This is a genomic window from Hymenobacter glacialis (assembly GCF_001816165.1).
In the GTDB taxonomy this organism is placed as follows: Bacteria; Bacteroidota; Bacteroidia; order Cytophagales; family Hymenobacteraceae; genus Hymenobacter; species Hymenobacter glacialis.
Genome location: NZ_MDZC01000112.1, coordinates 88,848 through 115,042 on the forward strand (window position 1 = coordinate 88,848; position 26,195 = coordinate 115,042).

Here is a 26,195-nt window from a genome sequence, read left to right on the forward strand (position 1 = left end):
TGATTTATGATTGATTTGCCCGTTATTCAGCCCGAAACGGCTGCGCCTGCCCGCCCCCGCAAGCCCGACTGGCTGCGCGTAAAGCTGCCCGTGGGCGAAGAATACGCCGCCGTGCGCCGCCTTGTGGACGAGCACAAGCTGCACACCATCTGCGAAAGCGGCAATTGCCCCAACATGGGCGAGTGCTGGGGCGCCGGCACCGCCACGTTCATGATTCTGGGCAATATCTGCACCCGCTCGTGCTCGTTTTGCGCCGTGGCTACCGGCCGCCCCACTGAATACGACCTCGACGAACCCCGCCGCGTGGCCGAAGCCATTGCCCTCATGAAGGTGAAGCACGCCGTAATCACCAGCGTGAACCGCGACGAGCTAAAGGACCGCGGCGCCAGCGTATGGCGCGAAACCGTGGTGCTCACCAAGCAGCTCAGCCCCGGCACCACCATCGAAACCCTGATTCCGGACGTGAAAGCCAACTGGGACGCCCTGGACGTGATGATTTCGGGCGGCCAGGAAGTGATTTCGCACAACATCGAAACCGTGGGCAGCCTCTACCGCCTCGTGCGCCCGCAGGCCCGCTACGACCGCAGCCTGGAGCAAATCCGGCGTACGAAGCTGGCCGGGCACCGCACCAAGTCCGGCATCATGCTGGGTCTGGGCGAAAAGGCCGACGAACTGTACCAAGCAATGGACGACCTCGTGGCCAACGGCCTCGACATCCTCACCCTGGGCCAGTACCTGCAGCCCACCCGGCGCCACCTCGACGTAGCCGAGTTCATCACCCCTGACCAATTCGCCCACTACAAGGAAGAAGGCCTGCGCCGCGGCCTGAAGTATGTGGAAAGCGGCCCGCTCGTGCGCAGCTCCTACCACGCCGAACGCCACGTAAACGTACCGGTATAGCGCAAGCCCGATGGCCTTTTTTACGGCGAAAGGGCGTTTGCGACGGCGCCAGTACTTGCTGCGGCTGGTGCTGCTCTACGCCATGGCCATTGCCTTCTACGCCCTGCCGTCGCTCATCCCCGACCCTGGGTTGCAAACCGCTCTTCATTTCCTGGCCGGGGCGGGCATAGCAGTTGCCTGGTACCTGGTTATCATTCAGGCGCTGCTCCGACTGCACGACCTGGACCTGAGCGCGTGGTGGGCCCTTGTGGGATTGCTACCCGTTGTGAGCTACGTGCTGGGCGGTGGCTTGCAGCTGGTGCAGGGCAGCATTGGCCCCAACCGGTTTGGCCCGGACCCCAAGCGCCCTGCGTGGTCGCCGGGCCTTACTGGTACTGATTCTACGGCTACTTAAAGCAACGAAGCCAGCACAAAAAAAGCCTCTCCGATAATGGAGAGCTTTTTTTGTGCTGGTTAAACCGGTGGGCTTAACGACGGGCGTTGTTACCCTGCGGAGGGTAGGTGCTCAGGATACCGTTGACGATGCGCACGGTTTCGGCTTCGTTGATGGTGTTCTGGTCGACCTGGGCCTGACCGGTGCCACGCCACGCCAATTCCTTGCGCCGAGCGTCGATGATGTCGATAACCACAGTACCGGCCTTGTACTGGCTCACCGACTGCATGCCGCGGCCATAGTAGCCGTAGCCGTACCCATAAGGGTAGCCCAGGCCATTGTAGTAAGGCGACACCTGCTGCTTGTCTTCGACGCGGGCACTGTAAGCCACGTAAATGTCGGGGGACTGCTCTACTTCGGTCAGGCCTTTGCGGGCCATCTCGGCGCTCACGGAAGCCCGCATGCGCTTGTCCAGGAAAGACTCGTAGCCTTTGGCCGGGCCACCTTCGGTGTCGCTGGGTTGCTGTGGGTACCAGGCCCAGGTCTTAAACGCCCTAAAATTTACGGCGTGGTCGAAGTCGTTGGTCACACCCACGCGGGAAGCGGTAGAGCAACTGCTGACGCCCAGCAACAACGCAAAACTCATGGCGGCTAAAGCAGCCGGACGAGCCAGGAAACGGGGAATGAAGTTCATAAATCTTAGCGAAAAATCAAATGAATAGAAGGGCCCAGCGTGTTGGATATGAGGAATAATACAACCTTGTGGGGGATGCTGATATAACGGTGAAACACCTCCTGGCGTTCCACTTTTGCCGGTATTCCGCGGGGGGAGTGCCGAGGTTTACACCGCCACTTTAGCTTGTACTAACAGGATTTTATCCTACCTTACCCTCGAATTTCCACCCCATTCTCTTTGCTCCGTCAATGAAAAGTGTTGCTCTCTTGGCTTTGGTTGCTACTGGCTTCCTGGCTGCCTGCTCTTCCACCCGCGACGAACGGATGCAAACTTCCGGCGCCTCGCGCACGCCGGTTGTCCACAATACCATCGTGAACTGTCCGGTGTACGACGGCATGACGAAAACCTCGACCATCTTGGCTCAAACCACCGCCGGCAACGAAGTGCAGGTTACCGACACCATAAACGCTTATTTCGTGCGCGTGCGCCTCGACAAAAACGGCCAAACGCAAATGGGCTACATGGACCGCCGCTGCTTCGGCGAACGCGGCAATAAGTAAGCTGAAAAGCAAGGTTCAAGAACAGAAAAGCCCGCCTGACAATTCAGGCGGGCTTTTCTGTTCTTGAACCTTACGTTGTCGTTTGAAAATAAGCCGACAACGAGGAACAAGGAGTTTAGTACGACGGGCCTTTGTCGGCCTGCACCAGGGTTTCTTCCTGGTCTACATACTGCTCGATGGGCGTGCAGCTGCAAATCAGGTTGCGGTCGCCGTAGGCCGAGTCGATGCGGCTCACGGTGGGCCAGAACTTGGCGGCACGCACGTACTCCATGGGGTACACGGCCGTTTCGCGGGAGTAGGGGCGGGTCCAATCGTGCACCAGCACGGTGGCAGCGGTGTGGGGCGCGTGCTTCAGCACGTTGTCCTTGGCATCGGCCTTACCGGACTCCACTTCCGCAATTTCCTTGCGAATCGAAATCATGGCGTCGCAGAACCGGTCCAGCTCGTGCTTGCTCTCGCTTTCGGTGGGCTCCACCATCAGCGTGCCCGCTACCGGGAACGACACCGTGGGGGCGTGGAAGCCGTAGTCCATCAGGCGCTTGGCAATGTCTTCTACCTCAATGCCAGCCTTTTTGAAGTGGCGGCAATCGAGAATCATCTCGTGGGCGCAGCGGCCGTGGCTGCCCGAGTACAGCACGGGGTAGTGCTCCTCCAGGCGTGCCTTGATGTAGTTGGCGTTCAGAATGGCCAGCTGCGTGGCGCGCTGCAGGCCTTCGCCGCCCATCATGGAGATGTAGGCGTACGAAATGGGCAGGATGCTGGCCGAGCCCCAGGGCGCCGCCGAAACCGAGCCGTTGGTGCGGCCTTCTACCGCTACCACGGCGTGGCCGGGCAGGTAGGGAACCAGGTCGGCTACCACGCCAATGGGACCCACGCCAGGACCGCCGCCGCCGTGCGGAATGCAGAAGGTCTTGTGCAGGTTGAGGTGACACACGTCGGCGCCGATGTTAGCGGGCGAGGTGAGGCCTACCTGGGCGTTCATGTTGGCGCCGTCCATGTACACGCGGCCGCCGTGGGCGTGGATGGTGTCGCAGATGTCCACGATGGTTTCCTCGTACACGCCGTGCGTGCTCGGGTACGTCACCATGAGGCACGAGAGCTTGTCGGCGTACTTGGTGGCCTGCGCCTTGAGGTCGGCCACGTCAATGTTGCCGTCTTCGGTGCTTTTCACCACCACTACCTGCATGCCGGCCATCACGGCCGAAGCGGGGTTGGTGCCGTGGGCCGAAGCCGGGATGAGAGCCACGTTGCGGTGGTGGTCGCCGCGGGCTTCGTGGTAGCCACGAATGGCCAGCAGGCCGGCGTACTCGCCCTGGGCACCCGAGTTGGGCTGCAGGCTCACGGCGGCAAAGCCGGTCACCTCGCAGAGCCAGGCTTGCAGGTCGGCAAAAATCTGCTGGTAGCCTTTGGTCTGGTCGAGGGGTGCGAAGGGGTGAAGCTGGCCGATTTCGGGCCAGGTCACGGGAATCATCTCGGCGGTGGCGTTCAGCTTCATGGTACACGAGCCCAGCGGAATCATGCTGTGCGCGAGGCTGAGGTCTTTGTTCTCAAGCTGCTTCATGTAGCGCAACAGCTCGTGCTCGGCGTGGTGCGTGTTGAAGACGGGGTGGGTGAGGTACTCGCTGGTGCGCACCAAGGGCTGGGGCCAGGTCAGCTCCAGCTCCTCGGGCAGGCGCAGCGAGGCGTCCGACTCCTTGCCCAGTACTTTGGCAAAAACGCCCAGAATATCAGCTACGTCCTTTAGCTCGGTGTTCTGGTTGAGCGAAATGCCCACCCGTACCTCGTCGAAGTAGCGGAAGTTGATGCGGGCTGCTTCGGCTTCCTGGCGCAGCGACTGCTGCAGTTCGGCGCTTTCGAGGCGCAGATTCAGGGTGTCGAAGTAGTGTTCGTTGGTTTGCTCCACGCCCAGTTTCTTCAGGCCGGCGGCCAGGGTTTGGGCCAGGCTGTGGGTATTCACGGCAAACTGCTGGATGCGCTGCGGGCCGTGGTACACAGCGTACATGCCGGCCAGCACGCTCAGCAGCACCTGCGCGGTGCAGATGTTGGAGGTGGCTTTTTCGCGGCGGATGTGCTGCTCGCGGGTTTGCAGGGCCATGCGGAAGGCCTTGTTGCCGGCCGCGTCGATGCTCTGTCCGATGAGGCGGCCGGGAATCACGCGCTTGAACTGGTCTTTGCAGGAGAAGAAGCCGGCGTGCGGACCGCCGTAGCCCATGGGCACGCCAAAACGCTGCGAGTTGCCCACGCACACGTCGGCGCCCAGCTCGCCGGGAGGCGTCAGCAGCGTGAGGGCCAGCAGGTCGGCGGCCATCACCACAAACACGTTGTTGGCGCGGGCCTGGCCGATGAATTCTTTGTAATCAAACACTTCGCCGTCGGCGGCGGGGTACTGCACCATGGCGCCGAAGAAGCCTTCGCTGCTCAGGTCCGCGTGGCGGTGGTCGCCTACCACCAGCTCAATGCCGATGGGCGTGGCACGGGTGCGGAGCAGGTCAATGGTCTGGGGCAGCACCTGCTCGGAAACGAAGTACTGGTTGGCGCCTTTTTTCTTGGTCTGGCTGTGCAGCATGTGCATGGCCTCGGCGGCGGCCGTGCCTTCGTCGAGCAGGCTGGCGTTGGCAATTTCGAGGCCGGTGAGGTCAATTACCATCGTCTGGTAATTGATGAGGGCTTCGAGGCGGCCCTGGGCAATTTCGGCCTGATAAGGCGTGTAGGCAGTGTACCAGCCCGGGTTTTCCAGAATGTTGCGCTGGATAACCGGGGGCAGGGTGGTGTCGTGATAGCCCAGGCCGATGTAGGTTTTGAACACCTGGTTCTGGCTGGCAATCTGCTTAAATTTCGCCAAAAAAGCCCGCTCGCTCAAGGCCGTGGGCAGGTCCAGCGGGCGCTTTAGGCGGATGGCGGGCGGCACGGTTTCGTCGATGAGCTGCTCGATGCTGCTCACGCCGATGGTGCGGAGCATAGCGGCCTGGTCGTCGGCGCCGGGCGCGTTGTGGCGGTCTTCAAAAACGTCGGCAGGCTGGGGTTTCAGCGTCATAGAGGCGAGAAATGGGGAGGTGGGAAACGGTATTGACGTGGTGATTCTCAGGTTCAGATTCCTTAACAAAGGTAAGACCCAAAAGGTCAGGCAGACTGCTGGCAAAACCGTAATTTTGGCGGGCCACCACCCTAGAAGCCCGTCATGCTGAGCGTAGCCGGAGCATCTCTGCCGCAGTAGTAATCCCAATCGACAGAATTAGTATTGCGGTAGAGATGCCTCGGCTGCGCTCGGCATGACGCTTTTCTTTCCCTCTTCCACCCAATTCCACCCATGTCTTTTACCATCGGCCTCATCCGCGAAGGCAAAACGCCGCCCGACAAGCGCGTACCCCTCACGCCCAATAAGTGCGCGGAAGCGCAGGCGAGTTTCGCCGACCTGCGCATTGTGGTGCAAAGCAGCCCCGTGCGCAGCTACAGCGACCAGGAATACCGCGACCTGGGCCTGGAGGTGCGCGACGATATTTCCGATTGCGACGTGCTCATGGGCGTGAAGGAAGTGCCCCCCAGCCAGCTCATCCCCAACAAAACCTACCTGTTTTTCTCGCACACCGTGAAAAAGCAGCCCGCCAACCGCGACCTGCTGCGCGAGGTGCTGAAGAAGAACATCACCCTCATCGACTACGAGCTGCTAACTAATGCCCAGGGTGAACGCATCGTGGCCTTTGGGCGCTACGCCGGTATTGTGGGAGCCTATAATGGCCTGCTTACCTACGGCCGCAAGCACGGCCTGTTCAGTCTCAAGCCGGCCCACGAGTGCCTGGATATGGACGACATGCAGGAGGAGTTTTTCAAGGTAAAAAAGCTGCCGCCCATCAAAATGGCCATCACGGGTTCGGGGCGCGTGGCGCAGGGCGCCCTGGAGGTGCTCGACCGCATGGGCATCCGCCGGGTGAGCGTATACGACTACCTGTACCTCACCTTCAAGGAGCCGGTGTACACGCAGCTGCGCAGCTCCGACTACAACCGCCGGCGCGACGGCCGGGTGTGGGATACTGCCGATTTTCATGCCAACCCGCAGGAGTACGAGTCCACGTTCGGCCTGTTTCTGCCGGTGACCGACCTGCTCATTGCCTGCGCCTACTGGCACCCGGCCGCACCCCGGCTTTTCGAGGAAGCCGACACGCAACGCCCGGGTTTCCGCATCAATACCGTTGCCGATGTGACCTGCGACGTGGACGGCTCGGTGCCTACCACCAAGCGCGCCAGCACCATTGCCGACCCGGCTTTCGACTACAACCCCCAGACCGGGGAGCTGGAGGCCGCTTACGTGCGGCCCGAAAACATCACGGTGATGGCCGTGGACAACCTGCCCTGCGAGCTGCCCCGCAACGCCAGCCGCGACTTCGGCCGGCAACTCATCGACAACGTGCTGCCGCACCTGGCGGGCCACGACGACGACGGCGTGATTGCCCGTGCCACCATTGCCAAAAACGGCGCACTCACCCCGCGCTACCAGTACCTGGCCGACTACGTGGCTGAAACGGTGGTCCCGTAAACCCGCCTAAATGCCGCGCAGCACCGGGTACTTGGCCTGCACCAGCATGTGTATGCCGTAGGCCACCAGTCCGGCGGCCACCGTGCCCAGCACAGCCGGGCCCATGGCAGCTAGGAAGTCGAAAGCTTCGCCGGTGTCGCCTACGGCACCCGCCCGCGACTGCTGCCCCGCCTGCACCAGAAAGTAGCCAATGATGCCCATCACCACGCCGCGCGCGGTGAAGCCCACCTGCCCGGTGCGGTACACAATGTTTTGCTGGGAGGCCGGCAGGCGGCTGGCGTTCACGTCCTTTTGGAACTTGCCTGAATAAGCACGGTAGACCTGGTAGATGGCAATGCCAATGACCACGAGGCCGACCACTATAATCAGCCAGTCGCCGCCGGGCCAGCCGAGCACCTTGGCGGTGAGGCTTTGGGAAGTATTGCCGCCCTTGTCGGCGCGGCTGTAGAGGGCCAGGCGTCCGGCGTAGAGGGCTAGGCCACTGTAGAACAAGCCACTGCCCGCATACGAAAGGCGACGGATTATGCCCTTGGCGTCGTGCCCTTTGCTTTCGGTGTCGCGGATGGCCTGCGTGAACCGCCAGATGATGTAGCCCAGCAGTCCGAAGGCAATAAGGCCCAGCAAGACGTTGCCGGCTGGCAGGTCCTGCAGGTGCTTCATGGCCTCTTTTTTATCGGCGCGGGCCCCGTCGCCCAGGCCCGTCACGGCCAGTAGCGCCAACACGCCCATGAGCAGGTACACCACGCCAATGGCGGCAAAGCCCAGCCGGGCCATGGTTTTTATGCCCGACGAGGGCGAGTTGGGAACGGCGGAAAGCAGGGTGCTGGCAGCAGACATGGCAACGTGAGTGGAAGCGAAGGAGATGGTTCCATTACGGGATACCACAGGGCAAAGGTTGAAGCGGGGTGGCAAGAATTAGTGGCAGCTGGGGAGCCTAAAGCCCTGCGCCATATGAGCAATGCTTTGAAAATCAGCATTCATTAAAAAAACCCCTACTGTTGCCAGCAGGGGTTTTTTGTGATGAGGTGCTGCGTGTGGACTGGAAGGCACAGCCCCTCATCGGGGTCGTGGCGGATTAGAACGTCCGGTTGAACCAGCTCTTGATGTCTTCAACTGCGTGGCCGGTTTTCTCCTGCAGGCGGCCGTACCATTCGTCCTGCTTGCCGTCTTCGTAGGTAAGGTCATCATCAGTCAGGTTGCCCCACTTTTGCTTGGCCTGGCCCTTGAGCTCATTCCAGTTGCCGCGAGCCTTAAGCTCGGTTTGGTCGTTGAGGTTGTTCTGATTGATATCCATGGCACAAAGGGTGGAAATGTGGAAAGGTGAAGCTTGTACGGCACCGGCTGCGCAGGGTTTGCCAGTACGGCAGAGGAGGCGCTACTTTTTTTGTCTTTATGCAAAAAGCCCCGCCAGGATGTGGCGGGGCTTTAGCTAATGAGGCAATAAAGCCTTACTTCTGGGGGGTAGCGGGGGTTTGCTCAATCACGCCGTTGGCGGGCTGGTCACGAACAACGGCCGTGTCGCCGGGCTCGCGGGCGATGTCGGCTTTGGCGTCATCTACTGCGCCTTCCATGGCAGCACCGGTGTTGTCGGCCGCGTTTTCTACGGCGTTGCCAGCCGCTTCGGTCTTTTGCTCGGAGCAGGAAGTGGTAGCAAAGGCACCAAAAGCAGCAACAACGAGCAGGGTTTTGAAGGAGAATTTCATGATATGGGGAAAGAAAGTGTGGAAAATAATCCACCTTAATCGCAGGATTACCAAAAGGTAACCCGCTGCCGCCACCTGGTGCTGCGGCTGGGAGCAGGTGAGCGTGCCGGCCCGTGCGCCTTCAAAGGGGGATGCGCGCCTTTTTCGCCGTCCAGCGCGCCGGCAGTTCCAGCGTCGGCTCCCGTTGCATAAGAAGGAGGACAAGCTCGTGCCGGTAGCGTAATTTGCCGCCATGGACGACCTGCGCACCACCCTCCTAACCCTGGCCCCCGACGAGCGCCGCGACTTTGGGGTATTCATCCAGCGCCAGCGCCGCAAAACCGCCGGCCGGCAGGACTCGCGCCTCTACGAGCTGCTGGTGCAGGCCAGGGAGCTCACCAGCCCGCAGCTCATTGCCACACTCTACCCCGATGCCCCCAACGCCGTGGCCTACTACGCGCTGCGCAAGCGCCTGCTCCGCCACCTCACCGACTTCTTACTGCTGCGCCAGCGCCAACTCGATACCACCGCCGCTGCTTCGGTGCGCGGGCAACTCACCCTGGCGCAGTACCTCTTTGAGGCCGGTATTCCGCGGCTGGCGTGGAACACGCTGCGCAAGGCCGAAAAACTGGCGCACGATAACGAGCAGTACGAGCCCCTGAACGCGGTGTACAATCTGCAGATTCAGTACGCCAATTCCCCGCACGCCGAGCCGCTGGCCGAAATCATTGCCCGCCGCCACCTCAACAAGAAAGCCGCCGACGAGGAGGAACGCGCCAACATCGCCGACAGCCTGCTGCGCCACCTCCTGAGCGAAGCCCGCCGGCAGGGCCGCGCCGGCGCCCCGCTCGATGCCCTGATGCACAGCATTCTGGTAGAGTACGACTTGCAGGAAGCCTTTGCCCGGTCGCCGTCGTTGCTGTGCCGGCTCATGTCCATTGCGCGCAGCGCCATGCTGGTGCGCCGGGATTTTGCCTCCTTTGCGGTATTTATTGAGCGTCGGTATATTCTCATGGAGCGTCGCCACGGCTTTGCGCCCGCGCACCGCAACTACCAGCTGCGGCTGCTCTACATGTTGGCGCACGCGCTGTACCGGTCCCGGCATTTTGCGCAGTCGGTGGCATACCTGGAGCAAGGACGGGCGCTGCTGCAGGCCGCTACCAACCACAAGTTTGCCGAATTCGGCCCCCGTTTTACGTTCCTGTTGGCGGCCAACCTAGCCTTTCTGCGGCGCAACGACGAGAGCATTGCTCTGCTTGAGCAGGAGCTGAAAGCCACCGCGGCCATGCCCGTGCTGGAGGAACTCACCGGCCGGCTGCAACTGGTATTTCACTACTTCGCCGAAGGCAATTTCAGTAAAGCCAACCACACCCTGCTACGCCTCGGCCGCACCGACCACTGGCTGGAAGAGCACCTCGGCATGGAGTGGCTGCTGAAAAAAAACATGGGTGAAATGCTCATTCAGTTCGAATTGGGCCACCACGACCTGGCCCTGGCGCGGCTCAAGGCCATCGAGCGCAGCCTGTTGGAGCGATTCCCCACCGACGGCCCGCCCGCCGACCCGGCCGAACCCGCCCACCGCGGCGGACCGTACCACTTCGTACTGAGCTATCTGGCGTTGGTCCGCGACATTTTCACCGACCCCGCCAGTGCGCTTCACCCGGCCTTTGGGGCCCGTGTGGAGGAGCTCCCGGCCTTCCTGCCCTCGGAGCGCGAAGACCTGCAGGCCATGAGCTTCTACTCGTGGCTGCGGGCGCGCATGCTCGGCCAGCACTACTACGAAGTACTGCTGGACGTGGCGCAGCTCTAGCGCCTGTCACGGTAAAAGGCCGTCAGGCCGAGCTTGCCGGGCATCTCCACCTCGCAAGTAAATGAATTACTTCAGCGGTAGAGTTGCCCCGGCAAGCTCAGCCTGACGGCCTTTGGGCTGCGGCTGCCAATGCCTGATAACTATTTACGGTTGGCTTCTTTCAAGTTCTCTTTGGTTTGGGAGGCCGAGCGCTCAATGGCATCGCCCATGGCTTCGGTTTTGGTCTCAATCTTGTTGCCTGCGGCATCTAGCTTGGCCTCGGCTTTTTCGCCGGCTGCGTCCATATTGTTTTCGGCCCGGTCCAGAGCAGCTTCGGTGCGGTCACCGGCTGCATCGGCAGCGGCTTCGGTGTTGCGCTGTTCAGTTTCGGTGCAAGCACCAGCGCTCAAGGATACGGCGACAACCAGTAGGGCTTTCAGAGTGGTTTTCATGGGGCTGTGTATTAAGATTAATGGATAATATTAATACAATCAGCCGGCGAAAGGTAACCCGGTTTCTTGCCGCCCGCTGCCGGGGCCAGTTCCAGAGGGAGCATGCTAACTTTTTAGTCTCAGCGCTAGTATAGCCCTTACAAACCTTCCCTACTCCGCATTCCCATGGATTCCATTGCTTCCACTCCGCAAACCCACGCCATTCCCGAGGTGCCCATTGCCGTGACCGACCAGCAGAACTCGGCCCTGCTCGACGACACCCTCACCTTCCTGTCGGCCAGCACGCCCACCAACTCCGGGCCCCAGGGGCGCGTTGAGATTGAGCGGTGGGAGGCCGTGCTGGCCTCTACTGACCGCGCCGGGTTGGCCAAAATTAAGCAAGGCCTCCATCAGCTCAACCAGCTGCTGTCTGACCCCAAAAGCCCGGCCCACGACGTTGCCGAAGTGCTGGCCACCCTCGGCGCCGAAACCGCCAAAGTAGCCGAAGAAACCAACGGCGACTACAGCGCCCCGCTCACTAACCTGAGCAAGCTGCTCATTAAAGCGGGTTCATCGCTCTCGCGCTAGCATCCGTTAGGCCCAGTCCCCGTTTGTAGCGCGAACTTTGCGGTTCGGGCCGCCGCGGCCGTCGGAGTAGTCCGATGGTTATTCGGCCGCCTGAGCCCCAACGTTCGCGCTACTTTTTTTATGCCCCAGCTTTCCCCCACCCACCTGCTGCCCTACGACCCCTTCGACGGCATGCGGTTTGGCCCCAGCACCTGCTTTCTCAGCGGCCAGCCCGTTGGCCCCCACGAAACCATCCCCGTCTTTGCCGAGTGGCTGCAAGCCCGCTACGGCATTGCCGAGCGGCCCATGCAGCTCCTGGACCAGCGCACGGTGCTGCTCCGCGAACTGCAATTGCCCGCCAGCCCCGCCGCCCGCCAGCGCGTAGAGGAGCTGGAGAGCAAGGTAGAGGCTGCCTCGCGCGAGGGCGCCGAGGCCCTGCGGGCGCTCGGCGACGACACCCTGTTTCTGTGGATGGGCAAGATGTTCTACGGCGTCTTCATCACGGAACTGCTCAACGAGTTCGAGCCCCTGATAAAGCCCAAGTACCCGTTGGCCGAAAACGCGGCTTTGGTGCGCCGGTTTCAGGCGTTTTTTCAGTTGCTGCAGGGCCTTCGCGTGCCCACCGAGTACGCGGATTTCGTGCCCGGTTCAGTGTTCGTACTCGAAGCCGACCCCGCCGAAGACGTGACGCCGTTCGAATACGACGATGACCTGAACACGCTTGTATTTAGCATTAAGCTCGATAAAACCGTGCTGGTGGCCTGCCTGGTCGATATTGGCCTGATTGGCCAAGCCATGAGCAAAGTGTATGCCGACGCCCGGCGCCCCCTGCACCCCGTGCAGATTGCCGAGTTCAAGGCGCGCGTGTACTATGCCGCCCACCTACTGCACGTGGTGCCCGATATTTACCCACGCACGCCCCGCCCCGGCGACACCACGCTGGTGTTCGACGCCCTGATTGACGACGTGACCGGGGCCATTTTCAACCCCTGGGAAAACTCCGCTTATACCCAGGCCTTGGCCGAAATGTGGCAGCGCTGGAACATCACCCTGGCCGATGTGGTGGCCATTCCCGCCGAACCCCTAAGCTTGCTCTACAACCCCGACGGCACCCCCCGCGAACTAAAACACTGGCCCGCCAAAAGCGAGAAATAAGCACCATGGACAATCTCGCAAACAATAGTCAGGCTCCCTCACTTCACGGAACGCTGCGGCCAACGCAGATGCGGGGCCGGGGGGGGCGGTTTATCGCCTGGGCCGTGCTGGCAGTGTTGCTGCCCCTCACCAGCTGCCTCAACTTACTCAAGCCCCCGCACGATTTTTCTCACTACCGCCCCGCTCCGGCCCCCGATTACGCCGACGGCGGAAACTGGGCCGCCCTGCCTACCCGCCAGGATTCCTCCCACGCCGTGCCGGCGAAAACCACCCTCCGCGACCAGCAGGCCACGGCCGAGGCCGATGTCTTTTTCGTGCACCCCACCACCTTTTTCTGGCGCTCGTCCTGGAATGCTGATGTCGGCAACTGCCGTCTCAACCGCTTCACCGACCGCAGCACCATTCGCAAACAGGCCAGCGTGTTCAATGCCGCCGCGCGCATTTACGCGCCGCGCTACCGGCAGGCCACGCTCTATTCCTTCTTCGACTCCACCGCCGAGGGCAACAGCCGCCGGGCGCTGAACCTCGCTTACACCGATGTGCGCCGGGCTTTCCAGTACTACCTCACGCACTATAACCAGGGCCGCCCCATCATCATTGCCAGCCACAGTCAGGGCACCGACCACGCCAAGCGCCTCCTGCACGAGTTCTTTGAGGACGACCCCCAGCTGCGTCGCCGGTTGGTGGCTGCCTACCTCATCGGCTTTAGAGTGCGGCCAAGAGAGTACAAAACCATCATGCCCTGCAAGGATTCGCTCGAAACCGGCTGCTTCGTGGCCTACAACTCGGTGGCAACCGGCAACGAGTTTCCGCCCTTCAGCCGCGTCGCCGTTATCAACCCCCTTACCTGGACGCAGGACACGCTGCGGGCGCCTGCCAGCCTCAACCGCGGCGGCGTCAGTCAGCGCTTCAAGCGCATCGACCCGCAGGTGACCGATGCCAAAATTCACGACGGCCTGCTCTGGATTACGCCGCCCAAGCCCGGCGGCTACCCGCGCTTCCTGCTCCCCGGCGAGTTCATCCTGCGCCATTCCTTCCACATCGCCGACTACGGCCTCTTCTACCTGAACCTGCGCGAGAATGCCCAGGCGCGGGTGCGGGCCTGGCAGAAGTTACACTAATATTTAACCAGATGAAAGCAGGAAATCCCCCAAAAAATTATAGTTTCCAAGTTGCTAGCAACGTCTCCTCACGAGATGGAATTGGCTGCGAGCTTTGGGACTTGGATAGTGATGAAATACTCGCAGAAGTATTCCGGGACGATACTTTGAAACAGCTATCATTCACAGTTTTTAAGCCGATAGATATTCCACTGGAAATTCTAGACAGAATGCTCCAAGTGTTCAATGAGATTCCAGGTCGAACTTTCATTGATTACGATTCAACCGAATACAATACTTAGGTAACGCAAAAAAGCCCCGCCGGCACAATGCCAGCGGGGCTTTCCATTTAGCTAAAAGCGGCAATTAAGCGCCGATAGCTACACGCTTGAAGTCCGAAACCGTCATGCCTTTTGACTTGCTGTCGAGCAGCTGGGCGATGGTCATCGAGGTGTCTTTCACGAACTCCTGGTTCAGCAGGGTGTTGTCCTTGTAAAACTTGTTGAGCTTGCCCATGGCAATCTTCTCCAGCATTGCTTCTGGCTTGCCTTCGGCACGCGCCTGCTCTTTGCCTACTTCAATTTCGCGCTCAGCAATGGAAGCATCCACACCGTCTTTGTCAACGGCAATGGGCTTCATGGCTACGATTTGCATGGCCACGTCGCGGCCCACGGCAGCAGCGTCAGCGTCGCCCACATTCTTCAGGCCCACGAGTACGGCCTTCTTGTTGTCGGAGTGGATGTACGAAGCTACTTTCTCAGCAGTCAGCGTGGCGTAGATTACCTCCAGCTTCTCACCAATTTTGCCCATAAGGTCGGTTACGTGCTCCTGAATGTTGGTGCCATCGGCAGCGTTGGCGGCCATGATGTCTTCTTTCGTGCCGGCATCAATGCGCACGGCCGTGTCCAGAATTTGCTGAGCCAGCTCGCGGAAGTTAGCCACTTTGGCTACCGATTCGGTTTCGCAGGCCAGGGCTACCAATTTGCCTTTGGTGCCGTCTTCGCTCACGCTCACCAGCACGAGGCCTTCCGAGGTTTCGTTTTCGGCGCGCTTGTCCGCGATTTTCTGGCCGTGCTTGCGCAGGATGTCGCGGGCGGCTTCGAAATCGCCGTCGGCTTCCACCAGGGCTTTTTTGCAATCCATCATGCCGGCACCGGTCATGGTGCGGAGCTTATTTACGTCTGCGGCGGTAATAGCGGCCATTAGATGTTGGTTTTTGTAGGGTTGGAATTTGAACGGTCAACTCCCCTCCTTTTTTAAGGAGGGGACGCTGGCGCAAAGCGCCAGCTGGGGTGGTGAAATCGTTGAACGACACCCGAACGAAGCGGCTGCCAGTCGTTCAACGACCGCAACCACCCCCGTCCGAGCCATTGGCTCGAACATCCCCTCCTTAAAAAAGGAGGGGAGCTGTCGCTCCTTCGCACCAGCCTAATAAAAAAGGGAACCTTCGGAGCCTAGACTACGCGAAGGTTCCCTTTTTTCAAAGAGCTAAGAAGGGACTATTCTTCGTCAGCAGCCGTTTTTTCAGCAATGGCAGCCTCGTCGGCTTCCTTGCGGTCGGCGTCTTCTTTGTCAACTTTGCGCTCCGACAGGCCGTCTTCGATGGCCTTGCCGATGACGCTCACGATGAGCTGAATCGACTTCGAGGCGTCGTCGTTGGCAGGAATTGGGAACTGGACCAATTCGGGGTTCGAGTTCGTGTCGCAGATAGCAAACACCGGGATACCCAATTTGTGGGCTTCTTTCACGGCGATGTGCTCGCGCTTCACGTCGATAACGAACAAGGCAGCCGGCAGGCGGCCGAGTTCGGCAATACCGCCGAGAACCCGGTCCAGTTTGGCGCGCTCACGCGTCATCATCAGCTTCTCACGCTTGGCGAGAGCGGCGTAGGCCGTGTTCTCTTTCACCATCTTGTCGATGGTGGCCATCTTCTTCAGGCTCTTGCGAACCGTGGCGAAGTTGGTGAGCATGCCGCCCAACCACCGGTCGGTAACGAAAGGCATCTTCAAACGCTCGGCTTCGGTGGTTACGATTTCCTGCGCCTGCTTCTTGGTGGCTACGAACATGATTTTGCGGCCGCTCTTCGCAATGTTGCGAATGGCAGTAGCAGCGTAATCCAACGAAACCAGCGTCTTGTTGAGGTCGATGATGTGGATGCCGTTCTTCTCCATGAAGATGTACGGCGCCATTTTGGGGTCCCACTTGCGGGTGAGGTGACCAAAGTGGGCACCTGCGTCGAGCAGGTCCTTATAAGTCGTCTGAGCCATGATAGTATCCTCCTGGTTTTAGCGTTTCGAGAACTGGAACGAGCGACGAGCCTTGCGCTTGCCGAATTTCTTGCGTTCCACCATGCGCGGGTCGCGGGTGAGGAAGCCTTCCTTCTTCAAAGCAGGACGGGTTTCTTCGTTATCGCTCACGAGCGCCTTGGTGATTGCCAAGCGGATAGCCTCGGCCTGAGCCGAAATGCCGCCGCCTTTCACGTTCACCTTGATGTCGTACTGGCCGACTTGCTCAAGAATTGCCAGGGGCTGGTTGACCACGTTCTCCAGCAACTCGTTGCTGAAATACGCCTTCATGTCCCGGTCATTGATAGTGATATTCCCTTGCCCGGCCTGCATGTAGATGCGGGCCACCGAGGTTTTTCTTCTACCAGAGGTGTTGGTAATTGCCATTAGTGGAAAAATTAAAGAAAGTAAGCCGTTGTGACTTACAGGTTTTTGAGTTCGATAGCAACGGGCTGCTGCGCCTCGTGTGGGTGCTCCATGCCGGCGTACACGTACAGATTGCGGTACTGAGCCGAACCCAACTTGTTGCCCTGCAGCATGCCTTTCACGGCGTGCTCGATAACGCGGCGGGAGTCACGCTCCATCTGCTCGCGCACGGTGCGACGCTTCTGGCCGCCGGGGTAGCCCGAGTGCGTGATGTAGACCTTCTCGGTCATTTTCTTGCCCGTTACGCGCAAGTTGTCGGCGTTGAGAACGATGACGTTGTCACCGCAGTCCGAGTTGGGCGTAAACGAAGGCTTGTGCTTGCCACGCAGAATGTTGGCAATCTGCGAGCAAACGCGGCCCAGCGGGGCTACGCTGGCGTCTACGATAACCCAGCTCTTCTGGGCGTTGGCCTTATTGACGTGGGTCGTCTTGAAGCTCAGGTGGTCCATGAGTCGAAAAAAAGGTATGCTAAACTATTGAATAAGAGTTCGAAGCCCTTACGGCTTCGGGAAAAACGGACACAAAGGTACTGATTTATCGGCAAATAGCCAAGCGGGAACAAGTAGTATTTGTAGTGCTAACCCAAGGTGCACTGCTGGTTATCAAGGCAGATGTGGCGTCTGCATGAGTACAAGCGTACTTTTGGCGCATATTGCTTCTTATGAATTCTTCTGCGACGCTGCCACATTCGGCTTCCTCTACCCGTCGGGCGCAACTGCTGCTGGCCGTTTTGCTGCTGCTATCGGTCGTCATGGCGTTCATTACAACGAATACCTACGATTCCGGCGACAGCATCAAGCACTACCTGTATGCGCGGTATGCTTTCGAGCACCCCCTGAATTACCTGGATTCGTGGGCCAAGCCCTTGTTTACGCTCATATCGTCGGGACCCGCGCAGGCTGGCTTTATGGGCATGAAGCTGTTTCAGTGCGGGGTGGCGGCAGTTTCGGCGTGGTGTGCTTTTGTAGTGGCCCGCGCCTTGCGCCTGCCCATGCCGGAGCTGGCAATCTTATTTGTTTACGCGGCACCTGATTACTTTATTATTCAGTTTTCGGGGCTCACCGAGCCGCTTTTTGGCTTGATACTGGTGGGTTCCGTGACTTTGGCGGTTACCAATCGGCCGGGTTGGTCGGCGGCGCTTATTTCCTGGCTGCCTTTTGTGCGGTCAGAGGGCTTTATCCTGATTGGCTTGTGGGTAGTATACCTGACGTGGCGGCGGCAGTGGCGCTATTTGCCGCTGCTGGTGCTGGGCTACGTGCTGTTTAGCGCGGTAGGCGCGGTGGTGCTCGGCGAGCCGGGGTGGGTGTTCGGCCGCAATCCTTACGCCACAGTTTCGGCGTACGGGCACGGCGACTGGACCGACTTTGTGTTTAGTTTACCGGGCTTGCTGGGCCACGTGCTGCTGCTGCTAGTCAGCATAGGGGGCGTGCGCATGGTGCTCGACCTGCTGTACCCGGAGCGCCGCCAGCGGCCGCTGTTCAGTGCCGAACTGCTGCTGGTTTATGGTAGTATTTCGGTGTTCATTGCCGCGCACACCATCTTCTGGGCCCTGGGGCTCTTCAATTCGTTTGGCATGACCAGGGTGCTGACGGTGACCGTGCCGCTGTTTGCCGTGGTGGCGCTGCGCGGCGTGGCGTGGGTGAGTGCAGGAGCGCGCACGCCGACCGTGCAACGGCGCATTCGCCTGGGGGCAGCGGCGGCGGCTGTGCTTTTTCTGTTTCTGGGCACCCGCCAGGGCCTGCGGTGGCAACGCGACTTCACCCGACCGCCCGACCAGGAAGTAGCGGAAAACGCCGCCGCCTGGATTCGCCAAACGTACGGCGAAAACACGCGGCCCCTGGCGTACGAACTGCCTTACGTGGCCGTGGCCACGAATAACAACTTCTTCGACCCCAACGAGCACCCTGTCATGAGCGTGGGGGCGGATGGCCTGGTGGGGGCGCTGCCAGTGGGCACGCTGCTGGTGTGGGACGACTGGTTTGCCCGCACCGAGGGCCACGTGCAGCTTCCCAAGCTCCGCGCCGATGCTCGGTTCCGGGAGCTGTACCAAGACGCCAGGCCCCGCAACCGCCTGCACCCGGAGCGCGATACCACGCGCATCATCGTATTTGAGCGGGTGCGGTGAGGCGCGGGCGGCGGGCTATTGGTTTTGCCGCAGGGCATCTACCAATACCCGGAAGTCTTTTGGGTAGGGCGCTTCCACGCTGATTTCTTCGCCCTGCAGCCCGGTGAACTGCAGCCGCATGGCGTGCAAGGCAAAGCGCTTGATGAAGGGCTGCTCCTCCTCGCCGGCCTTCATGTTGAATTTCTTCTTCAGCGAAGACAGGAAGAAGTCCTCCCCGCCATACAGCGTATCGCCCACGATGGGGGCCTGCAGGTACATCAGGTGCAGGCGAATCTGGTGCATGCGGCCCGTGATGGGCTCGCACAGGATGAGCGAATGGCGGGTGAAGGTTTCGAGGGTGGTGAAGTACGTTTCGGCCGCTTTGCCTTTGTAGGCCAGGCGGGCTTTGCCGCGGGTCGTGTTTTCGATGCTGCGGTCTACCAACTGTTTGTCGAGGTGCGGGGTGCCCCAGGCCACGGCGTGGTACTGCTTCTTCACCTCGCGGTTCTCAAACTGCATGGCGAGGTGGCGGTAGGCTTCGGGCGTTTTGGCGAAGGCCAAGGCGCCGCTGGTTTCGCGGTCGAGGCGGTGCGCAGCCTGAATGTCATCGTGGTGCTGGCGGGCCAGGCGCAGCATGTTGGGCGCGCCGCCCACCCGCTCGTCGAGCGTGGCCAGGAACGGGGGCTTGTTCACAACGAGGTAGTCGTCGTTCTCGAAAATAACGAGGTCGGAAAAATTGGGGAGCTTCATACGGAAGCCCAAAGGTACGGCGACGCGAAACGACTGTTCCTGATTTCCAATTAAGGAATGGGAATGGCGGGCGCCGGGCGCCGCCGAGCAGCTGCGATTACCCGGCCTGCCCGGCCTTGGGCTTGCTGAGCTTGAACTCCAGGGTGGTGCCTTCGCCCATGGTGCTCTTGACCCGAATGGTGGATTTGTGCGCCTCCACGATGTGCTTGCTGATGGCCAGGCCCAGGCCGGAACCGCCCGAATCGCGGGAGCGGCTTTTGTCGATGCGGTAGAACCGTTCAAAAATTCGAGCCTGGTGCTCAGGCGCGATACCGGCCCCGTCGTCGCGCACGGCAATGCGCACGGCGCGGCCGCTTTCCACCAATGCCACCACTACCCGGCCCTGCTCCCGGCCGTACTTGATGGCGTTGTCAACTAGGTTCACCAGTACCTGACGGATGCGGTTGCGGTCGGCCACCACCAGCAGGGTGGTATCGGTCAGGCCAGGCGGAAATAGCTCCAGTGTGGTGCCTCGCCGGGCGGCCTGCTGCTCCAGCAACTCAAATATTTCGAGTACCAACGCAACTAGGTCGAAGCGCTGGCGGCGCATGCGCACCACGCCTTTTTCGAGCTGGGCAATGGTGACCAGGTCCTGCACCAGGGCATCGAGCGTGTCGAGGCTGGCGGCGGCTTTGCCCAGGAATTTGCGGCGGGTGGCTGGGTCGATGTCGCCCTCCTCGTCGTCGAGAATGGTGTGCACGAAGCCTTGGGCGGCGAAAAGCGGTGTTTTTAGCTCGTGCGATACATCGGCCAGGAACTCGCGGCGCAGCGCCTGGAGCTGTACCAACTCGTCGATTTCCTGCTGGCGGCGCTCGGCCATGAGCAGAATCTCGTCGCGCACGCGCTTCACCGGCTCGGGCCGAAACAGGAATTTGCTGCTGAGCCGCTTGAACTCCTTGCGCTTGATGTGCTCCAGACCGGCGTAAATGCCATTTATCTCCCGGAAAATCAGGGCTTCAAACGATAAGTATACCAATAGAAAGCAAGCCGCCACCGTGACTCCCGCCGCCAAAAAAGCCTCGCGGGTGGGCAAGCTGGGGCCGATGTGCGCGTAGGCGGTGAGCACGCCCGCCACCAACAGCGCAATGAGCACGGCAATGGTGCGAGAGGAGAGGTTCATTACTGCGGCGAGTAGTTAGTAAAGAAGAAACGTCATGCAGAGCGCAGCGAAGCATCTTGCCTGCAATAGTAAATGATTACTGGTGGCAGGCAAGATGCTTCGCTGCGCTCTGCATGACGTTCCTTTTGGTCAGACGGTATTAGTCCGCGTTGAACTTGTAGCCCACGCCCTTGATGGTCTGGATGTGGTGGTCGCCCACTTTCTCGCGCACTTTGCGCACGTGCACGTCCACGGTGCGGGCCAGTACAAACACGTCGTTGCCCCAGATATTCCGGAGCAGCTCGTCGCGGCTGAACACCTTGTGGGGCGAGGCGGCCAGAAAGGCCAGCAACTCAAATTCTTTTTTGGGCAGGGTGATTTTTTTGCCGTCCTGATACACGGCAAAGCCGGTGCGGTCGATGCGCAGGCCGTTGATGTCGATGGCATCCACGGCGGCGTGGGGGTCCTGTTCGCGACGCTTCACGGCGGCCAGGCGGCCCAGCAACGCCCGCGGCTTAATGGGCTTGGCAATGAAGTCGTCGGCTCCGGCCTCAAAGGCCGCTACTTCCGAGAATTCCTCGGCGCGAGCCGTGAGGAACAGAATGTAGGTGTCTTTGAACTTGGGTTGCTCGCGCAGGCGGCGGCAGGCGGCAATGCCGTCGAGATTGGGCATCATCACGTCGAGCAGGATGATGTCGGGGTTGAATTCGGCGGCAACTTCCAGGGCCTTGCGGCCATCGCTGGCCGAGGCGGTCTGGTAGCCTTCTTTCTGCAGGTTAAATTCCAGCAGCTCAACAATGTCCGGGTCGTCGTCGACCACGAGAATCTTGTACACGGGCGATTGGGGAGCAGTCACGGCGGAGGGGCTTGAGTGAAGCGAAGTGTTACCGCTGCAAAAGTACCGCTTTGCCCGATGGGCTCATGTTATGATTGTGTGACCCCGGGCCGCCGGGCTAGTTGACCCTGCTCACCATGTTCAGCCGCGACTTCAGGCCCTGGTATTTCACCATATCCACCTTCACCGTGCCCACAAACATTTCGGCCTGGAACAGCACCGGAATCTTGTTACGGTCGTCGGACAGGTACACCGAAATGGCGTTTTCGCCCCGAAACAGCTTGTTGTTGGGCAGCTTGGGCACCAGTTTGAAGGCCCGCACATCACCGGCTTTGGTCTCTACTATAGTCCGGCCTTTGTAGGTCACCTCCAGCATGAAATTGTCGCCGTCGAGGTAGCCCGGTACTTTAATGACTTCGCCCACCCGCATGCGGTCGAAGTCAAAGGTGCGCAAGTAGTAGAACCCGCTCACCAGCTCCAGGGTGTTGTTGGCCGTCTTCACGGTTTTACGCCGGGGTTTGTCTTTGCTGTTGTCCTGCACCTCGGCAAAATCGTTGATGTGGTCGTAGTTGACCGTTTCTTTCTTGCGGTAGTTTTTCTCGGCGATGTCCCGATGAGAGCGCAGGGGCAGAATGCTGGTCGTGTCGATATAGGCCCGCCACTGGTCGCGGATGCGCAGGAAAAAGTCGAACGAGCCGGTGGTGCGCCCGCTCACAGTGGCCTTGTAGCAGGGCCGGTCGTTCACGCGCTCCAGGGTGCCGGCAGTTTCCACGGTGGCCTCGCCGCCGTTGATGAGCCCGTAGTGAACGGTGTACTGAATGACTTCGCCGCGCCCAAAGCTGGACTGCGGAATGCTCCGCACGGGGTCGCCGGGGCCAATGGCACGCTGGGTGGCCGCGACCAGCATTATAAGAACAGGAGCAAATAGAAACCAGCGGCGATTCATAGCAAGTGATAAAGGATAAACTACCAAGGCGCTAATCAAACAGAGTGCCAGCGTCAGCTTTGGTAAATATACAGACGCAAAAAAGCCCGCTGCGAATTGCAGCGGGCTTTGATGTATGCGGAGTTTTGAAATTGTTGAGCGTTGAGTTCGTGCACAATGGCAAAAAACCATTCAACATTCAAAAGGCAATATTCAGCACTGTTTAGAGCGTGTCTTCGCCGTCTTCCACAATGGTCAGGTCCACGGGAATCACGTCCTCGTCGCCCTTGGCCATGGTGCGGATTTTCTGCTCAATTTCGGCGGCCAGCTCGGGGTTATCAAGCAGCAGCGTCTTTACGGCTTCGCGGCCCTGGCCGATTTTGGTCTCGCCGTAGTTGAACCACGAGCCCGACTTGCCGATGATGCCCATGTCGACGCCCAGGTCCACAATCTCACCGACTTTGGAAATGCCCTGGCCGTAGATGATGTCGAACTCGACCACCTTGAAGGGCGGCGCCACTTTGTTTTTCACCACCTTCACCTTGGTGCGGTTGCCGGTCACGTTGTCCTTGTCTTCCTTGATCTGGCCGATGCGGCGGATGTCGAGGCGCACCGAAGCGTAGAACTTCAGGGCGTTACCACCGGTGGTGGTTTCGGGCGAGCCGAACATCACGCCGATTTTCTCACGCAGTTGGTTGATGAACACGCAGCAGCAGCCCGTCTTGTTGATGGTGCCGGTGAGCTTTCGCAGGGCTTGGCTCATGAGGCGGGCATGCAGGCCCACTTTCGAGTCGCCCATGTCGCCTTCCAGTTCGCCTTTGGGAACCAGGGCGGCCACGGAGTCAATCACAATGATGTCGATGGCACCGGACGAAATCAGCTGGTCGGCTATTTCGAGGGCTTGCTCGCCGTTGTCGGGCTGGGCAATGAGCAGGTTGGTGGTGTCGATGCCGAGTTTCTCGGCGTAGGATTTGTCGAAAGCGTGCTCGGCGTCGATGAACGCGGCCATGCCGCCTTTCTTCTGCGCTTCGGCAATCATGTGCATGGTCAGCGTGGTCTTACCCGACGATTCCGGGCCGTAGATTTCCACCACGCGGCCACGGGGCACCCCGCCAATGCCCAAGGCAATGTCGAGCGAGAGCGAACCGGTGCTGATGCTGGGAATATCGCCAACTTTGTTGTCGCTAAGCTTCATCACGGTGCCTTTGCCGTAGGCCTTGTCCAGCTTATCGAGCGTAAGCTGCAGGGCTTTCATTTTTTCGGCGGCGGTGTTGACTTCGCCTTTTTCAGCCTTTTCGACTTTGTCAGCTTTCGGGGCCGTTTTGGTAGCTAGTGCCATGAGGGGGTGTTTATGAAAAAGGGATTAGGTTTGGTAAAGTTACGGGTTTTGAGCCAGCGCAATCAGATAAATCTATTCTTGGGTTTAACCACTAAATAGCCTCTTTTTCGACGGCTTTTTCTAACACAATGCCCGGCGGTTTGGTGCCGTTGAATGCGGAAATATATGAGGAATTATCTAAGAATTTTAGTTGCCCTTGTGACTGTGCTAATTACAGTAGGAGAAGCGCATGCTCAGGTGGATAATCGGGTCTTTATTTCGCCTCGGCCAGGAAGCGAAGGCGACAGTATAACGCTACCAATAGTTGTAACTGATACCAGGGGAGCAACTCAGGAAGATATAGATAAGAACAGAGCATTAATCAAAAGCGAACAATCTGACGACTACCGCTTAGCGGCAAAATCCGGTGACTTACGCGTCTCACTTAATGCCTTTGTTTTCTTCAAAGACAACGAGTACTTCAACAAGATTATCGAAGGCTACACGCTTTACGGCACGCAGCTCAACCCGCAGCTCGTTTATTATCCTACCAAAGACCTGCGCCTGGAAGGCGGCGTATTTCTGTGGAAAGACTTCGGCAACCCCGTGCTGCAGCAGGTGCGGCCCACGTTCCGGGCCACCTGGACCAAGGGCAAGCAGCAGATAATTCTGGGCAACATCCGGCCGCACCTGCACCACAACTATATCGAGCCCATGTTCAACTTCGAGCGGGTGATGCTAAACCCGCTGGAGGAGGGCATCCAGGTGCGCTACAACGGCACCCGACTGTTTGTAGACCAGTGGGTGGACTGGCAGCGCCAGCAGTACCGCTTCAGCAACTTTCAGGAGGAAGTGGCGGGCGGCGTGAGCAGCAGCTACCGCATCAGCCCCGACGGCAGCCCGTGGCATGTGGCCATCCCCTTCCAGTTCACGGCCACCCACCGCGGCGGCCAGATTGACACCCTGGACCGGCCCCTGCGCACGTCCTTCAACGAGGCCTTCGGGCTGGAAGCACGGCGCCGCCTGGAGGGCAAGAACGTGCGGGCCGTGCGCTTCAATGGCTACGTGCTGGGGTTCCAGAACTACTCGTTCACCACCGGCCAGTTCCCGTTTAAATACGGGCGGGCACTGTACCTCAATGCCACTGTCGAAAGCCGCTTTGCCGACGTGATGGTGAGCTACTGGCACGGCTCGCGCTACATTGCCCCGCTCGGCGGCGATTTCTTCCAGAGTGCCTCACGCACCGTATCAAACCCGGACTTTTTGGACCGCAACCGTCAGCTGGTGATGGTGCGCCTGATGCGCGACATCCGCATCTCCGACGCCGCCTCGCTCACGGCGCGGGTAGAGCCCGTGTTTGACCTCAATACCCGGGCACTGGACTACTCGTTGGCGATGTACCTGAATTTCCGACAGGAATGGCTGCTGGGCAATATTGGCAAGCGGGTGCGGGTGGGCCAGTAGGCGCAAGGAACTGGTTGCTATGCGGAGGCAAGGCTATACGCCGGGTGCCTCGTGCTCGGCGCGCGTGAGCACGAAGCGCTGAATGTTGGCCACGCTGTCGGCGTTGCGAAACCAGACGGTTCGCTTGGGCGGCGCTTCGGACTGGAAGCCTGCTGAGCGGGCCACGGCCTGGCCTCGCTCGTTGTCGGCGTAGCAGCGGATGAGCAGGCGCTGGCTGCCCACGGCCCCAAACCCAAACCCCACCACGGCGGCCAGGGCTTCGCGGGCGAAGCCCTGGCCTTCGGCTGCCGCGGCTAGATAGTAGCCAATCTCGGCTTGGCCTTTGGTCTGAGGCATCAGGCAGATATCACCGAGATAGGCAGCAGAAAGGCGGTGCCACATGCCAAAAACGTAGAAGCGGCCCGATTCCCAGTCGTCGGCAAATGCCTGCAGGGCGCGGGTGGCGTCGCGCAGGGTACTCACGGCCAGCAGCCGGTCAGGAAAGGAGGTGCGGAACCGTGCCCGGTCGCCGTCAATCAACTCAAAAAAAGCAGGCGCGTCAGCTAACTCGTACGGTCGCAGGCACAGGCGGAACGTGAGCAGTGGAATACGCGGCAGCATGGGGCAGGCAGATGAACGAAAACCGGGCGCAGAGCTTAGGGGCGAGCGGCAATGCTAGTGAAACAGGGACGTGTTTACGCTGGTAAAGATGCTGTGAATAAAAAGGCCGCTTCTGTTGGACAGAGCGGCCTTATCAAACAGTAAAATGCCGAAAGCAGGCTATTTGTTGACGCCTTCGTACTGGCTAGGGCTGCCGAGAGACTGCTGGGTGCGCATGACGTTGACCTGACGGGCGGCTTCGTTGAAAAACTCCAGCCGACGAATGAGCATTTCCTTGACCAGCACGCGGCCCTCGGGCGTGCGCATGGTGCCGCGCTTGTCGGCCAGCACCCGCTCCAGGGCCGCCAGGGTCTGCCCCTCGTGCTGCATAAACTGCTGCTGAAACTCGGCCAGGCGCGCTACCCCAGTGGCGGTGAGCACAAAGTCCTGCCCGGCGCCCTGGTTCAGCACCTCGCACAACACATAGGTTTCAATGGGCAAGCTGGTTTCGAGCGACGTGGTACGAAGCTCCAGGCCGGCGGCAAGGGCGTCGAGAATGATGCGCACGTTGCGCTCAAATTGCTGGTAGTAGGCTTGGGATTCCATT

At 60.0% G+C, this 26,195-nt stretch carries 27 protein-coding genes; 10 read left to right on the plus strand and 17 right to left on the minus strand.

Annotation, left to right across the window (positions count from 1 at the left end; translation table 11 throughout):
- The first annotated feature begins 6 nt into the window (after positions 1–6).
- Complete coding sequence (lipA, locus tag BEN48_RS15995) at positions 7–900, plus strand: lipoyl synthase (RefSeq protein WP_070735981.1); 894 nt, start codon at positions 7–9, stop codon at positions 898–900.
- A 10-nt stretch (positions 901–910) separates the two neighbouring features.
- The gene (locus tag BEN48_RS16000) at positions 911–1,294 is read left to right on the plus strand and encodes a DUF805 domain-containing protein (RefSeq protein WP_070735983.1); all 384 of its coding nucleotides are present in this window, start codon (positions 911–913) and stop codon (positions 1,292–1,294) included.
- Between the two features lie 73 nt (positions 1,295–1,367).
- On the opposite strand, the gene BEN48_RS16005 is transcribed toward BEN48_RS16000, so the two are convergent.
- Positions 1,368–1,967, minus strand: a complete 600-nt coding sequence (locus BEN48_RS16005) for a DUF4136 domain-containing protein (RefSeq protein WP_070735985.1) — start codon at positions 1,965–1,967, stop codon at positions 1,368–1,370.
- Between the two features lie 230 nt (positions 1,968–2,197).
- Here BEN48_RS16005 and BEN48_RS16010 point away from each other — a divergent pair, with 230 nt between their 5' ends.
- Positions 2,198–2,509 (plus strand): hypothetical protein, encoded by a 312-nt coding sequence (locus BEN48_RS16010; RefSeq protein ID WP_125932698.1) that lies wholly within the window; start codon positions 2,198–2,200, stop codon positions 2,507–2,509.
- Positions 2,510–2,624: 115 nt separating this feature from the next.
- On the opposite strand, the gene gcvP is transcribed toward BEN48_RS16010, so the two are convergent.
- Positions 2,625–5,543 carry an aminomethyl-transferring glycine dehydrogenase gene (gcvP, locus tag BEN48_RS16015; RefSeq protein ID WP_070735990.1) on the minus strand — a complete coding sequence of 973 codons (2,919 nt, stop codon included), beginning with the start codon at positions 5,541–5,543 and terminating at the stop codon, positions 2,625–2,627.
- Positions 5,544–5,816: 273 nt separating this feature from the next.
- Here gcvP and BEN48_RS16020 point away from each other — a divergent pair, with 273 nt between their 5' ends.
- A complete protein-coding gene (locus BEN48_RS16020; protein WP_070735992.1) occupies positions 5,817–7,040 on the plus strand; it encodes an NAD(P)-dependent oxidoreductase in 1,224 nt (407 codons plus the stop codon).
- A gap of 6 nt (positions 7,041–7,046) precedes the next feature.
- On the opposite strand, the gene BEN48_RS16025 is transcribed toward BEN48_RS16020, so the two are convergent.
- The 3 genes from BEN48_RS16025 to BEN48_RS16035 all read right to left on the minus strand — a co-directional run bounded on the left by BEN48_RS16025 (position 7,047) and on the right by BEN48_RS16035 (position 8,743).
- The gene (locus tag BEN48_RS16025; protein WP_070735994.1) at positions 7,047–7,877 is read right to left on the minus strand and encodes a DUF1206 domain-containing protein; all 831 of its coding nucleotides are present in this window, start codon (positions 7,875–7,877) and stop codon (positions 7,047–7,049) included.
- Positions 7,878–8,115: 238 nt separating this feature from the next.
- Positions 8,116–8,334 (minus strand): CsbD family protein, encoded by a 219-nt coding sequence (locus tag BEN48_RS16030; RefSeq protein WP_070735997.1) that lies wholly within the window; start codon positions 8,332–8,334, stop codon positions 8,116–8,118.
- Positions 8,335–8,488: 154 nt separating this feature from the next.
- Positions 8,489–8,743 carry a hypothetical protein gene (locus BEN48_RS16035; protein ID WP_070735999.1) on the minus strand — a complete coding sequence of 85 codons (255 nt, stop codon included), beginning with the start codon at positions 8,741–8,743 and terminating at the stop codon, positions 8,489–8,491.
- 232 nt (positions 8,744–8,975) lie between these two features.
- Between BEN48_RS16035 and BEN48_RS16040 the strand changes: the two genes are divergently transcribed.
- On the plus strand, positions 8,976–10,532 hold the full coding sequence (locus BEN48_RS16040) for a hypothetical protein (RefSeq protein WP_070736001.1): 1,557 nt from the start codon (positions 8,976–8,978) through the stop codon (positions 10,530–10,532).
- 140 nt (positions 10,533–10,672) lie between these two features.
- On the opposite strand, the gene BEN48_RS16045 is transcribed toward BEN48_RS16040, so the two are convergent.
- Positions 10,673–10,963, minus strand: a complete 291-nt coding sequence (locus tag BEN48_RS16045) for a hypothetical protein (protein WP_070736003.1) — start codon at positions 10,961–10,963, stop codon at positions 10,673–10,675.
- Positions 10,964–11,128: 165 nt separating this feature from the next.
- Between BEN48_RS16045 and BEN48_RS16050 the strand changes: the two genes are divergently transcribed.
- From BEN48_RS16050 to BEN48_RS16060, 3 genes are all read left to right on the plus strand, one after another.
- The gene (locus BEN48_RS16050; protein ID WP_070736005.1) at positions 11,129–11,530 is read left to right on the plus strand and encodes a hypothetical protein; all 402 of its coding nucleotides are present in this window, start codon (positions 11,129–11,131) and stop codon (positions 11,528–11,530) included.
- 120 nt (positions 11,531–11,650) lie between these two features.
- The gene (locus BEN48_RS16055) at positions 11,651–12,664 is read left to right on the plus strand and encodes a hypothetical protein (RefSeq protein WP_070736006.1); all 1,014 of its coding nucleotides are present in this window, start codon (positions 11,651–11,653) and stop codon (positions 12,662–12,664) included.
- Between the two features lie 104 nt (positions 12,665–12,768).
- Positions 12,769–13,785 (plus strand): DUF3089 domain-containing protein, encoded by a 1,017-nt coding sequence (locus tag BEN48_RS16060; RefSeq protein ID WP_158010222.1) that lies wholly within the window; start codon positions 12,769–12,771, stop codon positions 13,783–13,785.
- Between the two features lie 345 nt (positions 13,786–14,130).
- Here BEN48_RS16060 and tsf read toward each other — a convergent pair whose 3' ends face one another.
- The 4 genes from tsf to rplM all read right to left on the minus strand — a co-directional run bounded on the left by tsf (position 14,131) and on the right by rplM (position 16,924).
- A complete protein-coding gene (gene tsf, locus BEN48_RS16070; protein WP_070736012.1) occupies positions 14,131–14,967 on the minus strand; it encodes a translation elongation factor Ts in 837 nt (278 codons plus the stop codon).
- Positions 14,968–15,263: 296 nt separating this feature from the next.
- The gene (gene rpsB / locus BEN48_RS16075; protein ID WP_070736014.1) at positions 15,264–16,031 is read right to left on the minus strand and encodes a 30S ribosomal protein S2; all 768 of its coding nucleotides are present in this window, start codon (positions 16,029–16,031) and stop codon (positions 15,264–15,266) included.
- Between the two features lie 18 nt (positions 16,032–16,049).
- On the minus strand, positions 16,050–16,436 hold the full coding sequence (rpsI, locus tag BEN48_RS16080; RefSeq protein ID WP_035563789.1) for a 30S ribosomal protein S9: 387 nt from the start codon (positions 16,434–16,436) through the stop codon (positions 16,050–16,052).
- A 35-nt stretch (positions 16,437–16,471) separates the two neighbouring features.
- Positions 16,472–16,924 carry a 50S ribosomal protein L13 gene (gene rplM / locus BEN48_RS16085; RefSeq protein WP_070736017.1) on the minus strand — a complete coding sequence of 151 codons (453 nt, stop codon included), beginning with the start codon at positions 16,922–16,924 and terminating at the stop codon, positions 16,472–16,474.
- Positions 16,925–17,136: 212 nt separating this feature from the next.
- Between rplM and BEN48_RS16090 the strand changes: the two genes are divergently transcribed.
- Positions 17,137–18,600, plus strand: coding sequence for a hypothetical protein (locus tag BEN48_RS16090; RefSeq protein WP_070736019.1), 1,464 nt, complete (start codon positions 17,137–17,139; stop codon positions 18,598–18,600).
- Positions 18,601–18,615: 15 nt separating this feature from the next.
- Here BEN48_RS16090 and BEN48_RS16095 read toward each other — a convergent pair whose 3' ends face one another.
- The 5 genes from BEN48_RS16095 to recA form a co-directional block, all read right to left on the minus strand.
- Positions 18,616–19,329, minus strand: coding sequence for an RluA family pseudouridine synthase (locus tag BEN48_RS16095; RefSeq protein ID WP_070736021.1), 714 nt, complete (start codon positions 19,327–19,329; stop codon positions 18,616–18,618).
- 97 nt (positions 19,330–19,426) lie between these two features.
- On the minus strand, positions 19,427–20,488 hold the full coding sequence (locus tag BEN48_RS16100) for a sensor histidine kinase (RefSeq protein ID WP_070736023.1): 1,062 nt from the start codon (positions 20,486–20,488) through the stop codon (positions 19,427–19,429).
- A gap of 139 nt (positions 20,489–20,627) precedes the next feature.
- Positions 20,628–21,323, minus strand: a complete 696-nt coding sequence (locus tag BEN48_RS16105; RefSeq protein WP_193408689.1) for a response regulator transcription factor — start codon at positions 21,321–21,323, stop codon at positions 20,628–20,630.
- Positions 21,324–21,420: 97 nt separating this feature from the next.
- The gene (locus BEN48_RS16110; protein ID WP_070736025.1) at positions 21,421–22,248 is read right to left on the minus strand and encodes a DUF3108 domain-containing protein; all 828 of its coding nucleotides are present in this window, start codon (positions 22,246–22,248) and stop codon (positions 21,421–21,423) included.
- 202 nt (positions 22,249–22,450) lie between these two features.
- Positions 22,451–23,482 (minus strand): recombinase RecA, encoded by a 1,032-nt coding sequence (gene recA, locus BEN48_RS16115; protein ID WP_070736140.1) that lies wholly within the window; start codon positions 23,480–23,482, stop codon positions 22,451–22,453.
- 282 nt (positions 23,483–23,764) lie between these two features.
- Between recA and BEN48_RS16120 the strand changes: the two genes are divergently transcribed.
- Positions 23,765–25,009, plus strand: coding sequence for a hypothetical protein (locus BEN48_RS16120; RefSeq protein WP_125932699.1), 1,245 nt, complete (start codon positions 23,765–23,767; stop codon positions 25,007–25,009).
- Positions 25,010–25,042: 33 nt separating this feature from the next.
- Here the strand turns inward: BEN48_RS16120 and BEN48_RS16125 are convergent, their stop codons facing one another.
- Together BEN48_RS16125 and BEN48_RS16130 are read right to left on the minus strand one after the other, a co-directional pair.
- Positions 25,043–25,609 (minus strand): GNAT family N-acetyltransferase, encoded by a 567-nt coding sequence (locus BEN48_RS16125; protein WP_070736027.1) that lies wholly within the window; start codon positions 25,607–25,609, stop codon positions 25,043–25,045.
- 159 nt (positions 25,610–25,768) lie between these two features.
- Positions 25,769–26,194 carry a hypothetical protein gene (locus BEN48_RS16130; protein WP_070736029.1) on the minus strand — a complete coding sequence of 142 codons (426 nt, stop codon included), beginning with the start codon at positions 26,192–26,194 and terminating at the stop codon, positions 25,769–25,771.
- Position 26,195: the final 1 nt, after the last annotated feature.